The sequence below is a fragment of the Hydrogenophaga borbori genome, from assembly GCF_003417535.1.
GTDB lineage: Bacteria > Pseudomonadota > Gammaproteobacteria > Burkholderiales > Burkholderiaceae_C > Hydrogenophaga > Hydrogenophaga borbori.
The window spans coordinates 62880-75680 of record NZ_QVLS01000006.1; the positions used below are offsets into that span (position 1 = coordinate 62880).

14 protein-coding genes are annotated in these 12801 nt (G+C 68.3%); all 14 read left to right on the forward strand.

From position 1 onward, the window contains the following. Positions 1-63 precede the first annotated feature (63 nt). The 14 genes from DY262_RS10865 to DY262_RS10930 are packed head-to-tail and all read left to right on the forward strand — an operon-like array spanning position 64 to position 12800. Positions 64-984: a LysR family transcriptional regulator gene (locus DY262_RS10865; RefSeq protein ID WP_116958897.1), complete on the forward strand. Its 921-nt coding sequence runs from the start codon at positions 64-66 to the stop codon at positions 982-984. A gap of 54 nt (positions 985-1038) precedes the next feature. Further along, positions 1039-2085, forward strand: coding sequence for an NAD(P)H-dependent flavin oxidoreductase (locus DY262_RS10870; RefSeq protein ID WP_116958898.1), 1047 nt, complete (start codon positions 1039-1041; stop codon positions 2083-2085). 10 nt (positions 2086-2095) lie between these two features. Continuing rightward, positions 2096-3475, forward strand: coding sequence for a DNA repair protein RadA (radA, locus tag DY262_RS10875; RefSeq protein ID WP_116958899.1), 1380 nt, complete (start codon positions 2096-2098; stop codon positions 3473-3475). A 46-nt stretch (positions 3476-3521) separates the two neighbouring features. After that, positions 3522-3950, forward strand: coding sequence for a glycerate kinase (locus tag DY262_RS10880; protein ID WP_116958900.1), 429 nt, complete (start codon positions 3522-3524; stop codon positions 3948-3950). A gap of 44 nt (positions 3951-3994) precedes the next feature. Further along, a complete protein-coding gene (locus DY262_RS10885) occupies positions 3995-4933 on the forward strand; it encodes a branched-chain amino acid transaminase (RefSeq protein WP_070400248.1) in 939 nt (312 codons plus the stop codon). A gap of 12 nt (positions 4934-4945) precedes the next feature. Further along, positions 4946-5152: a zinc-finger domain-containing protein gene (locus tag DY262_RS10890; protein ID WP_070400247.1), complete on the forward strand. Its 207-nt coding sequence runs from the start codon at positions 4946-4948 to the stop codon at positions 5150-5152. A 54-nt stretch (positions 5153-5206) separates the two neighbouring features. Continuing rightward, entirely contained in the window at positions 5207-6271 is a 1065-nt protein-coding gene (gene rfbB / locus DY262_RS10895) for a dTDP-glucose 4,6-dehydratase (protein WP_116958901.1), read from the forward strand. Next, complete coding sequence (gene rfbD / locus DY262_RS10900) at positions 6268-7170, forward strand: dTDP-4-dehydrorhamnose reductase (RefSeq protein ID WP_116958902.1); 903 nt, start codon at positions 6268-6270, stop codon at positions 7168-7170. Before rfbB ends, rfbD begins: the two co-directional genes overlap by 4 nt. Next, positions 7167-8072: a glucose-1-phosphate thymidylyltransferase RfbA gene (gene rfbA, locus DY262_RS10905; RefSeq protein WP_116958903.1), complete on the forward strand. Its 906-nt coding sequence runs from the start codon at positions 7167-7169 to the stop codon at positions 8070-8072. The genes rfbD and rfbA overlap by 4 nt, the downstream gene beginning before the upstream one ends. After that, positions 8069-8617, forward strand: coding sequence for a dTDP-4-dehydrorhamnose 3,5-epimerase (gene rfbC, locus DY262_RS10910; RefSeq protein WP_116958904.1), 549 nt, complete (start codon positions 8069-8071; stop codon positions 8615-8617). The genes rfbA and rfbC overlap by 4 nt, the downstream gene beginning before the upstream one ends. Positions 8618-8631: 14 nt before the next feature. After that, complete coding sequence (gene tviB, locus DY262_RS10915; protein ID WP_116958905.1) at positions 8632-9909, forward strand: Vi polysaccharide biosynthesis UDP-N-acetylglucosamine C-6 dehydrogenase TviB; 1278 nt, start codon at positions 8632-8634, stop codon at positions 9907-9909. A 13-nt stretch (positions 9910-9922) separates the two neighbouring features. Further along, positions 9923-10966 (forward strand): NAD-dependent epimerase/dehydratase family protein, encoded by a 1044-nt coding sequence (locus DY262_RS10920; protein WP_116958906.1) that lies wholly within the window; start codon positions 9923-9925, stop codon positions 10964-10966. Then, the gene (locus tag DY262_RS10925) at positions 10963-12087 is read left to right on the forward strand and encodes a DegT/DnrJ/EryC1/StrS family aminotransferase (protein WP_116958907.1); all 1125 of its coding nucleotides are present in this window, start codon (positions 10963-10965) and stop codon (positions 12085-12087) included. The genes DY262_RS10920 and DY262_RS10925 overlap by 4 nt, the downstream gene beginning before the upstream one ends. Then, the gene (locus DY262_RS10930) at positions 12084-12800 is read left to right on the forward strand and encodes a WbqC family protein (RefSeq protein ID WP_147326210.1); all 717 of its coding nucleotides are present in this window, start codon (positions 12084-12086) and stop codon (positions 12798-12800) included. The genes DY262_RS10925 and DY262_RS10930 overlap by 4 nt, the downstream gene beginning before the upstream one ends. Position 12801: the final 1 nt, after the last annotated feature.

Sequence of the window (12801 nt, forward strand, 5' to 3'; positions counted from 1 at the left end):
CATTCAACAGACGAAAGCCGACAATTACAGGCCTTCGCGCGCCGCGTGAAAAATGAAACTTCGATGGCGATTCATAAAAAACCCGCACACCTCGGCAGCCTGCCCTCGGTGCGCCAGTTGCGCGCCTTCGTGGCGGTGTACGACAGCGGCCAGCTCTCGGCCGCGGCCGAGGCCCTGTCGCTGACGCAGCCGGCCGTGACCGTGCTGCTGCGCGAGCTGGAGGCGCGCCTGGGTGTGCGCCTGTTCGACCGCAGCACGCGCAGCCTGCGCCGCACCGAAGCCGCGGCCGAGGCCATCGGCTACGCGCGGCGCGCGCTGGCCGAGATGCAGGCCCTGAGCGGCGGCATGGCGGCGCTGGCGCGCGGCGAGCGCGGGCGCCTGCGCATCGCGGCCACGTCCACGGTGGCGCAGACCCTGCTGCCATCGGCCGTGCGCCGCTACCTGGACCGCTACCCCGGCATCGAGCTGCAGATCGACGACTGCGCGCCCGGCGAATTCGCCGAGCGCGTGCTCGCGGGCCACGTGGACCTGGGCCTGGGCACGCTCGAAGGGCCCACGCCCGGCCTGTCTCAGCGCGTGGTGCTGCGCGACCACCTGGCCGCGATCGCGCCCGCCGGCCCGCGCTTTGCGGCGGACCGGCCGCTCACCTGGAAGCAGCTGGCGGCCTGGCCGGTGATCACGGTGCGGCCGGGCTACGGCGTGCGCCGGCGCATCGACGCGGCCGCGCGCGAGGCCGGGGCGGACCTGCGGATCGCGCACGAGGTCTCCCTGCTCACCACCGCGGTGGCCCTGGCCGCCGCCGGCCTGGGCGTGGCGGTGGTGCCGGGCAGCGTGTTCGCGCCCGCGCGACACCCCGAGCTGGTGGCGCGGCGCCTGGTGCGCCCGCTGGTGGAGCGCGACACCGCCGTGGTGTTCAAGAGCGACCGCTCGCTCTCGCCCGCCGCGCGGGCGTTTGCCGAGCTGCTGGAGGGCGGCGGGGCCTGAGCCACGGACGGCGCGCGGGCCCTGGGGACATTGCCGCCTGCCTACACTCGCGCCATGAACCGACTCACCGAGCTGCTGGGCACGCGCTGGCCCCTGATCCAGGCGCCGATGGCGGGCGCGCAGGGCGCGGCCCTGGCGCTGGCGGCGGGCGAGGCCGGTGCCCTGGGCTCCCTGCCCTGCGCCATGCTGGCACCCGAGGCCATGCGTCGGGAGCTGGATCTGCTGGTCGCCAGCGGCCGCCCCTACAACGTCAACTTCTTCTGCCACACGCCGCCCGAGCCCGACGCCGCGCGCGAGGCGGCCTGGCGCGCGGCGCTGGCGCCCTACTTCGACGAAATCGGCCTGGACCCGGCGAGCCTCCCGGCCGGCCCGGGGCGGCTGCCCTTCAGCGCGGCGGCCGCCGACGCGCTGGAGCCCTTGCGGCCGCGCGTGCTGAGCTTTCACTTCGGCCTGCCCGCGCCCGAGCTGCTGGCGCGCGTGAAGGCCTGGGGTTCGGTGGTGCTGAGCTCGGCCACCACGGTGGACGAGGCGGTCTGGCTGGAAGCCCACGGCGCGGACGCGGTGATCGCCCAAGGCCTGGAAGCCGGCGGGCACCGGGGCCACTTCCTCAGCCACGATCTCACGCGCCAGAGCGGCACCTTCGCGCTGCTGCCGCAGGTGAAGGCCGCCGTGCGCGTGCCGGTGATCGCGGCCGGCGGCATCGCCGACGCGGCCGGCGTGCGCGCGGCCATGGCCCTGGGCGCGGATGGGGTGCAGGTGGGCACGGCCTACCTGTGCAGCCCCGAGGCCACCACCAGCGCCCTGCACCGCGCCGTGCTGCAGAGCGAGGCCGCGCGCCACACCCAGCTCACCACCCTGTTCACCGGCCGGCCCGCGCGCGGCGTGCCCAACCGGGTGATGCGCGAGCTGGGCCCGCTGAACCCGGCCGCGCCGGCCTTCCCGCTGGCCACCGCGGCCATTGCCCCGCTGCGCGCGCACTGGGAGAAGCAGGGCAAGAGCGACTTCACGCCGCTGTGGTCGGGCCAGAACGCCAGCGGCTGCCGCGCCGCCGGCGCGGCCGAGATCACGCGCGCCTTGGTCGAGGGCTTCGGGCCGATATAGTCCCGGCCTCATGGCCAAGGACAAGACGATCTACACCTGCGGCGAGTGCGGCGGCACCAGCCCGCGCTGGCTGGGCAAATGCCCGAATTGCGGCGCCTGGAACACGCTGGTGGAAGGCGTGGCCGAGGGCGGCGGCGCGCCGCCGAAGAACCGCTTCGCGGCGCTGGCCAAGACCAGCGAGGTGATGCCGCTGTCGCGCATCGAGGCCCGGGACGTGCAACGCACGCCCACCGGCCACGAGGAGCTGGACCGCGTGCTGGGCGGGGGCATCGTCGAGGGCGGCGTGGTGCTGATCGGCGGCGATCCCGGCATCGGCAAGTCCACCCTGCTGCTGCAGGCCCTGGACAGCCTGCAGCGCGCCGGCCTGCCCACGCTCTACGTGACGGGCGAGGAGAGCGGCGCCCAGGTGGCGCTGCGCGCGCGCCGCCTGGGCATCGAGGGCTCGCAGGTGCAGGTGCTGGCCGAGATCCAGCTGGAAAAAATCCTGGCCACGCTGGACGCCGAGAAGCCCGCCATCGCGGTGATCGACTCGATCCAGACCGTCTACTCCGACCAGCTCACCAGCGCGCCGGGCTCGGTGGCGCAGGTGCGCGAATGCGCGGCCCACCTCACCCGCGCGGCCAAGGCCTCGGGCACGGCCATCGTGCTGGTGGGCCATGTCACCAAGGAAGGCGCGCTGGCCGGCCCGCGCGTGCTGGAGCACATGGTGGACACCGTGCTCTATTTCGAGGGCGATACGCACAGCAGCTTCCGGCTGATCCGCGCCATCAAGAACCGCTTCGGCGCGGTCAACGAGATCGGCGTGTTCGCCATGACCGAGAAGGGCCTCAAGGGTGTGAGCAACCCGAGCGCGATCTTTCTCTCGCAGCACGCCCAGCCGGTGCCGGGCAGCTGCGTGATGGTCACGCTGGAGGGCACGCGGCCGCTGCTGGTGGAACTGCAGGCCCTGGTGGACAGCGGCGGCCCCAGCCCGCGCCGCCTGAGCGTGGGCCTGGAGCGCGACCGCCTGGCCATGCTGCTGGCCGTGCTGCACCGCCACGCGGGCGTGGCCTGCCTGGACCAGGACGTGTTCGTCAACGCCGTGGGGGGCGTGCGCATCAGCGAGCCCGCGGCCGACCTGGGCGTGATGCTGGCCATCACCAGCAGCCTGCGCGGCAAGCCGCTGCCCAAGGGCTTCCTGGCCTTCGGCGAGGTGGGCCTGGCCGGCGAGGTGCGGCCCGCGCCGCGCGGGCAGGAGCGCCTGAAAGAGGCGGCCAAACTGGGCTTTTCCGTGGCGGTGGTGCCCAAGGCCAACCTGCCCAAGAAAAACGACAAGGCCTTCGACGGCCTCACCGTGCATGGGGTCGAGCGCATCGAAGAGGCGCTGGATCTGGTGCGCCGGATGGAATGACGCGCGCGCGGCGGATCGCGCGCCCTGCAACGGACATTGAAACGACATGAACCTTCGACGCATCGCGATGGCCCTGATCGGCGCCGCCCTCCTGTTCTGGGGCCACTGGCAGTTCGGCTGGGCCGGCGTGGCGGCCGTCGGCGGCGGCCTGGTCCTGTGGCTGCTGCTGCACTTCACGCGCCTCATGGCGGTGATGCGCCGCGCCGCCCAGCGCCCGATCGGCCACGTGGACAGCGCCGTGATGCTGAACTCGCGCCTGCACGCGGGCATGCCCCTGATCGGCGTGATCGGCCTGGCGCGGGCCCTGGGTGAGCTGGCCTCCCCCGAAGGCGAGCAGCCCGAGGTCTACCGCTGGACGGACCCGGGCGGCGCCTCCGTGCAGGCCCGCTTCGCCCACGGCAAGCTGCAGGACTGGGGCCTCAAGCGCCCCGAGGCGGACGCCCCCGCCGGCCCAGCGCCCCAGGCGGCGCCGTAAAATCGCCGGTTGACCCGAATACCCCCCATACCTCAAGGAAACCCATGAGCGCACCCGTTCCCTCGATGTCCGACCGCGACGGCAAGATCTGGATGGATGGCCAGCTGGTGGACTGGCGCGACGCCAAGATCCACGTGCTCACCCATACCCTGCACTACGGCTGCGGGGCCTTCGAGGGCGTGCGGGCCTACGACACGGTCAACGGCACGGCCATCTTCCGCCTGCAGGAACACACCGAGCGCCTGTTCAACAGCGCCAAGATCCTGCGCATGAAGATCCCCTTCACCGTGGAGCAGGTGAACGAGGCGCAGAAGGACGTGATCCGCGCCAACGGCCTCAAGAGCGGTTACATCCGCCCGCTCACCTGGATCGGCGACAAGAAGCTCGGCGTGAGCCCCAAGGGCAACACCATCCACCTGAGCGTGGCCGCCTGGGCCTGGGGCGCCTACCTGGGCGACGAGGGCATGAAGCGCGGCATCCGGGTCAAGACCAGCAGCTACACCCGCCACCACGTCAACATCACCATGACGCAGGCCAAGGCGGTGAGCAACTACACCAACAGCATCCTGGCCAACACCGAGGCCACCGACGAAGGCTACGACGAAGCCCTGCTGCTCGATTCCTCCGGCTTCGTGAGCGAAGGCGCGGGCGAGAACATCTTCGTCGTCAAGGGCGGCGTGATCTACACGCCCGACCTCTCCGCCGGCGCGCTCAACGGCATCACGCGCAACACGGTGTTCCACATCGCCAAGGACCTGGGGCTGGAGATCGTCCAGAAGCGCATCACGCGCGACGAGGTCTACATCGCCGACGAGGCCTTCTTCACCGGCACCGCCGCCGAGGTCACGCCGATCCGCGAACTCGACCGCATCGAGCTGGGCAGCGGCTCGCGCGGCCCCATCACCGAGAAGATCCAGAGCGCCTTCTTCGACATCGTGAACGGCCGCAACCCCAAGTACGCCCACTGGCTGACCAAGGTCTGAGCGGAGCACAGCATGAGCAAGGCGGTGATCGAACTCAAGGCCAAGGACCTCAACGCGCACGGCGGGGTGTTCTGCCCCAGCCCGCTGGCCGACATGAAGCTGTGGAACAGCCACCCCAAGGTCTACCTGGACGTGGCCACCACCGGCGAAGCCATGTGTCCCTACTGCGGCACGGTCTACAAGCTCGCCGCGGGCGAGCACGTGGCGCACGGCCACTGAACACGCGGCAGGGCGGGCGGTGATGACCCGGCACCGCACAGGGAGGCGATTCGAATGATCCTGGTCACCGGCGGCGCCGGCTTCATCGGCAGCAACTTCGTCCTGGACTGGCTCGCACACCGCGACGAGCCGGTGCTCAACCTCGACAAGCTCACCTACGCTGGCAACCGGCGCAACCTCGCCAGCCTCGATGGCGATGCGCGCCACGTATTCGTGCGCGGCGACATCGGCGATGCGGCCCTGGTGGCGCGCCTGCTGGCCGAGCACCGGCCGCGCGCGGTCATCAACTTCGCGGCCGAAAGCCACGTGGACCGCTCCATCCACGGCGCCGAGGACTTCGTCCAGACCAACGTGGTGGGCACCTTCCGGCTGCTCGAGGCCGTGCGCGCGCACTGGCTCGCGCGGCCCGAGGCCGAGCGCGCGGCCTTCCGCTTCCTGCACGTGAGCACCGACGAGGTCTACGGCAGCCTGGCGCCCGACGCCCCCGCCTTCACCGAGCGCCACCCCTACGAACCCAACAGCCCCTACAGCGCCAGCAAGGCCGCCAGCGACCACCTGGTGCGCGCCTGGCACCACACGCACGGCCTGCCGGTGCTCACCACCAACTGCAGCAACAACTACGGCCCGTTCCATTTCCCCGAGAAGCTGATCCCGCTGATGATCGTCAATGCCCTGGCGGGCAAGCCGCTGCCTGTGTACGGCGACGGCCTGCAGGTGCGCGACTGGCTCTACGTCGGCGACCACTGCAGCGCCATCCGCCGCGTGCTCGAGGCCGGCCGCGTGGGTGAGACCTACAACGTGGGCGGCTGGAACGAGCAGACCAACATCGCCATCGTGAAGACCATCTGCGCCCTGCTCGACCAGCTGCGTCCGCGCGCGGACGGGCAGTCCTACGCCACGCAGATCACCCACGTGAAAGACCGCCCCGGCCACGACCGGCGCTACGCCATCGACGCGCGCAAGATCGAATCCGACCTGGGCTGGCGCCCGGCCGAAACCTTCGACAGCGGCATCCGCAAGACCGTGCGCTGGTTCCTGGACCACCCCGAATGGGTGGCCGAGGTGCAGAGCGGCGCCTACCGCGACTGGGTGCAGGCGCAGTACCAGGGGGCCGCGTGAGGATCCTGCTGCTGGGCGCCAATGGCCAGGTGGGCTGGGAGCTGCGCCGCAGCCTCGCCCCGCTGGGCGAGGTGTTCGCCTTCGACCGCGACCCGAGCGACGCGGGCGCGGTGGACCTGGCCCGGCCCGACAGCCTGGGCGCCCTGATCGAGCGCGTGGCGCCCGACGCGATCGTGAACGCGGCCGCCCACACGGCGGTGGACAAGGCCGAGGCCGAGCCCGCGCTGGCGCACACCATCAACGCCGAAGCCCCCGCCGCCCTGGCGCGCGCCGCCGCCGCGCGCGGCGCCTTGCTGCTGCACTACTCCACCGACTATGTCTTCGACGGCAGCGGCGACGCGCCGCGCGACGAGGGCGCCGCCACCGCGCCGCTGAGCGTCTACGGTCGCACCAAGCTCGCCGGCGAAGACGCCGTGCGCGCCAGCGGCGCACGCCACCTGATCCTGCGCACCAGCTGGGTCTACGCGGCGCGCGGCGCCAACTTCCCGCGCACCATGCTGCGGCTGGCGCAGGAGCGCGAGCACCTGCGCGTGGTGGCCGACCAGGTGGGCGCACCCACCGGCGCCGAACTGCTGGCCGACGTGAGCGCGCATGCCCTGCGCTCGCTGGCCGCGAAGCCCGCGCTGGCTGGCACCTACCACGTGGCCGCGGCCGGCGAGACGAGCTGGCACGAGCTGGCGCGCTACGCCATCGAACAAGGCCGCGCGCTGCGGCCCGAGCTGCCCTGGAAGGTCCGCGACATCGAGGCCATCGCCACCGCCGACTACCCGACGCCCGCCCAACGCCCGCTCAACTCGCGCCTGGACACGCGCCGCCTGCGCGAGGCCTTCGGGCTGAGCCTGCCCGCCTGGGAGGCTGGCGTGCGGCGTATGCTCGTGGAGTACCTGGGGACGGCATGAACCACACGCGACGCAAGGGCATCATCCTCGCCGGCGGCTCGGGCACGCGCCTGCACCCGGCCACGCTGGCCATCAGCAAGCAGCTGCTGCCGGTGTACGACAAGCCCATGGTCTATTACCCGCTGAGCACGCTCATGCTCGCCGGCATCCGCGAGGTGCTGATCATCAGCACGCCGCAGGACACGCCGCGCTTCCAGCAGCTGCTGGGCGATGGCAGCGCCTGGGGCATGCGCCTGCAGTACGCGGTGCAACCCAGCCCGGACGGCCTGGCGCAGGCTTTCATCATCGGTGCCGACTTCGTGGGCGACGGCCCGAGCGCGCTGGTGCTGGGCGACAACATCTACTACGGACACGACCTGGCGAACCTGCTGCGCGGCGCGGACGCCCAGGCCAGCGGCGCCACCGTGTTCGCGTACCACGTGACCGACCCCGAGCGCTACGGCGTGGTGGCCTTCGACGAACAAGGCAAGGCGCTGAGCATTGAAGAGAAGCCCGCCACACCCAAGAGCAGCTACGCCGTCACCGGGCTGTACTTCTACGACGCCCAGGTGGTCGACATCGCGCGTACGGTCAAACCCAGCGCGCGCGGCGAACTGGAGATCACCGCCGTGAACCAGGCCTACCTGGAGCGCGGCCAACTCAACGTGCGGATCCTGCAGCGCGGCTACGCCTGGCTGGACACCGGCACGCACGACAGCCTGCTCGACGCGGGGCAGTTCATCGCGACGCTGGAGCACCGGCAGGGATTGAAGATCGCCTGCCCGGAAGAAATTGCCTGGCGCCACGGGTGGATCGACGCGGCGCAGGTGCGGCGGCTGGCAGAACCGTTGAGCAAGAACGGCTATGGGCAGTACCTGATGCGGTTGCTGGAGGATCGATTGATCGGGAGGCCATCGGCATGAGCGACACGCTCAAGGTCACCCCCACCGCCATCCCCGGCGTGCTCATTCTGGAGCCCCGGGTGTTCGGAGATTCGCGCGGCTTTTTTCTGGAGAGCTTCAACCAGGAGGCTTTCAACGAGGCCACGGGCCTGGACGTGCGCTTCGTTCAGGACAACCATTCGCGCTCGGCCCAGGGCGTGCTGCGCGGCCTGCACTACCAGGTGGCCCCGCATGCGCAAGGCAAGCTGGTGCGCGTGGTGCGCGGCAGCGTATTCGATGTGGCGGTGGATATCCGGCGGGAATCGCCCACCTATGGCCAGTGGCTGGGACTCGAGCTCAGCGAGGACAATCACCGGCAGCTGTGGATACCACCGGGGCTCGCACACGGCTTTCTCGTGACCAGCGAGAGCGCGGACTTCCTCTACAAGACAAGCGACTACTACACGCCCGAGGCGGAGCGCAGCATCCGGTGGGATGACGCCTCCCTTGGCATTGACTGGCCGCTGAACGGCCCCCCCACTCTGTCGGCCAAGGACCAGGCCGCGCCAGGCCTGCCCCCCCGTTGACCTTTCGCCATCCCATGAACTTCGACAACAAGACCCTTGCGATCATCGGCCTCGGCTATGTGGGCCTGCCCCTGGCGGTGGAGTTCGGCAAGCGCCGCCCCGTCATCGGATTCGACATCCAGCCCGCGCGGATCCTCGAGCTGCAAGGCGGCAACGACCACACCCTGGAATGCAGCCCGGCCGAACTGGCCGAGGCCCACCAGCTGCGTTACAGCGCCGACATGGCCGACCTGCGCCAGGCGCAGATTTTCATCGTCACGGTACCGACGCCAGTGGACGGCGCCAACCGGCCCGACATGACGCCGCTGGTGAAAGCCAGCGAAACCGTGGGCAAGGCGTTGAAGGCCGGCGATGTGGTGATCTATGAATCCACCGTCTACCCCGGTGCCACCGAAGAAGTCTGTGTGCCCGTGCTGGAGCGCGTGAGCGGACTTCGGTTCAACCGGGACTTCTTCTGCGGCTACAGCCCCGAACGCATCAATCCGGGCGACAAGGAGCATCGCCTGCCCACGATCAAGAAGGTCACCAGTGGCAGCACCCCCGAGGTGGCGGAGGCCGTGGACGCGCTGTACCGGGAGATCGTGACCGCCGGCACGCACAAGGCCAGCAGCATCAAGGTGGCCGAAGCCGCGAAAGTGATCGAGAACACGCAGCGCGACCTCAATATTGCCCTCATGAACGAACTGAGCCTGATCTTTCATCGGCTGGGCATCGACACGCTGGAAGTGCTGCAGGCCGCGGGCACCAAATGGAACTTCCTGCCTTTTCGCCCTGGCCTGGTCGGCGGCCACTGCATCGGCGTGGACCCGTACTACCTCACGCACAAGGCCCAGGAAGTGGGCTACCACCCCGAAGTCATTCTCGCGGGCCGCCGCATCAACGACAGCATGGCCTCGCACGTGGCCGACGAAACGGTGAAGCTGATGCTGCGCAAGGGCAAGCCGGTGCTGGGGAGCCGTGTGCTGGTGCTGGGCCTGACCTTCAAGGAAAACTGCCCCGACGTGCGCAACACCAAGGTGGTCGACATCGTGAAGGCGCTGCGTGGCTACAACACGGAGGTCGATGTCTACGACCCTTGGATCGACGTCGAGGAAGCGCGGCACGAGTATGGACTGGACTGCCTGCGCGAATCCCCGTTGCAGGGGCGGTACGCGGCCGTCGTGCTGGCGGTGGGCCACCGGGAGTTTGTCTCGCTCGGCGAGAGCGGCATCAAGGCCCTGGGCGAGCCGGGCGCCGTGCTGTACGACGTGAAGGGCATTCTGCCGCTGGGTGCGGCGGACGGTCGACTGTGAACGGGGCCATGCCATGAACGCCTATCAAGATCTTTTGCAACGCCTGCCGCGCGAACCGCGCACCTGGTTGATCACGGGTGTCGCGGGCTTCATCGGCAGCAACCTGCTCGAAACCCTGCTCAAACTCGACCAGCGCGTCGTCGGCCTGGACAACTTCGCCACCGGTCATCGGCACAACCTGGCCGAGGTTCAGTCCCTCGTGCCACCTGAGCAGTGGGCGCGCTTCCGACTTGTTGAAGGCGACATCCGCGAGCTCGACGATTGCCGCCGGGCCATGCGCTGGGACGACACCCAGGGCGTCGATCATGTGCTGCACCAGGCCGCGCTGGGCAGTGTGCCGCGCAGCATCGCCGACCCGATGGCGACGAATGCGGCCAACGTGACGGGCTTCCTGAACATGCTCGTGGCTGCGCGCGACGCGAATGTCAAAAGCTTCACCTATGCGGCCAGCAGCAGCACCTACGGCGATCATCCCGGCCTGCCCAAGGTCGAGGACAAGATCGGCAAGCCGCTGAGCCCCTACGCCGTCACCAAGTACGTCAATGAGCTGTACGCCGACGTCTTCGCGCGCAACTACGGCTTCCAGACCATTGGCCTGCGGTACTTCAATGTGTTCGGTCCGCGCCAGGATCCCAACGGGGCCTATGCCGCGGTGATCCCCAAGTGGACGGCCTCGCTGCTGAAGGGGGAGCCGGTTTTCATCAACGGCGACGGCGAAACCAGCCGTGACTTCTGTTTCATCGCCAATGCGGTGCAGGCCAACCTGCTCGCGGCGACCACGGACAACGCAGAAGCGCTGAATCAGGTCTACAACGTGGCGGTGGGCGAACGCACAACGCTCAATGACCTGTTCCGGCTCATTCGCGACGGACTGGCCAAGCACAGGCCCGATCTGGCCGAAGCGCAAGCGACCCATCGCGACTTCCGCGCTGGCGATGTGCGCCACAGCCTGGCCAATGTGGACAAGGCTGGCGCGCTGCTGGGCTATGTGCCCAGCCACACCCTGGCGCAAGGGCTGGAGGTCGCCCTGCCGTGGTACCGCAAGGACGCCTCATGAACGACAAGCCCATTTACGTCACGCGCCCCCACCTGCCGCCGCTGGAAGAGTTCATCCCGTACCTTGAGCAGATCTGGTCCAACCAAATCCTCACCAACGGCGGCCCGTTCCATCAGCAGCTCGAGGCGGCGCTGTGCGAGTACCTGGGCGTCAAACACATTTCGCTGTTCACCAACGCCACCATCGGGCTGGTGACGGCGCTGCAGGCCCTGCGTGTCAGCGGCGAAGTGATTACCACGCCCTACTCGTTCGTCGCCACTTCGCATGCCTTGGCCTGGAACGGATTGACGCCTGTATTCGTGGACATCGACCCCGAATCGATGAATATCGACCCCGCGCGCATTGAAGCGGCGATCACCCCCCGCACCACGGCCATCCTGCCGGTGCATTGCTACGGCCGCCCCTGCGACGTTGACGCCATCGAGCGCATCGCTGAGCACTTCAATCTCAAGGTGATCTATGACGCCGCACACGCTTTCGGCGTGCAAAGCCGCGAGGGCCACAGCGTGCTGCAACATGGTGACCTGTCGGTATTGAGCTTCCATGCGACCAAGGTGTTCAACACCTTTGAGGGTGGGGCGATCGTGAGCCCCGACCTGAAGACCAAACAGCACATCGACCGACTGAAGAACTTCGGCTACGTCGACGAACTCACCGTGGCGGCGCCCGGCATCAACGGCAAGATGTCCGAAGTCAACGCGGCATTTGGTTTGCTGCAGTTGCGGCACCTGAACGAAGCGTTGCTGCAGCGCGCTGCACTTAGCCAAAGATACTGCGAGCGGCTCGCCGATGTAAGCGGCATTCGGATCGTCGATACCGCCAAGGCGGCCAAACCGAACCACGCCTATTTCCCTATATTGGTGGAGAAGGAATACCCACTGGAGCGCGACGAGTTGTATGCGCAACTCAAGGCCGCGGGCATCCATGCTCGTCGCTATTTCTACCCCCTGATCACCGACTTCCCGATGTACCGCGGCCTGCCGTCGGCAAATTCGGACAACTTGCCGGTCGCCAATCGCCTGGCGAGACAGGTCATTTGCTTGCCTCTCTATCCAACTCTGCAACCATCGGAAGTCGACCGCGTCGCCGATCTCATCCGCCAGAAAGGTTTGCTCCGGTGAAGAAGCTGGCGGTAATGCAACCGTACTGCTTTCCATACCTTGGGTATTTTCAGCTCGCGTGTGCCGCTGATGAGTTTGTCTTTCTCGACGACGTGAATTTCATCAAGGGCGGCTACATCAATCGGAACAACATCCTGGCTGACGGACAGGCGCACCGGTTTGCCCTGCCCGTGCATGACATCAGCTCGTTCCGATCGATCCGGGATCATCGCTACCTCGATACACCGCGGAAGTTCATGGACCTCCTGCGACACGCTTACCGCAGGGCACCCTTCTTCGACGAAGTCCAAGCCTTGGTATCCCGGGTGCTGGCGAGCCCTGACCGTTCCGTGGCAACGATCAACAGTCTGTCCGTTATGGCCACATTGGACTATGTTGGAGTCCAGCGACGATTCGTGGCCAGTTCGGACATCGACCCCGATCCAAGGGTGGGCGGTGAACAGCGCGTGATCCGATTGTGCGAACATAGACAAGCTTCGATCTATGTCAATGCAGCTGGGGGGCGAGAGCTCTACGATCCGGCCCATTTCGAAACCAAGGGAATCGTTCTAGGGTTCATTCAGCCCCGCTTCCCCCAGTATCGGCAAAGTGTTTCGGCCTTTGTCCCCGGGCTCTCCATCATTGACGTGCTGATGTGGAATGCCCCGGAGCAGGTCGCAGACATGCTGAAGGACTATTCGATCGACTACCCGACTCCTGAACGGAGGCCATGAG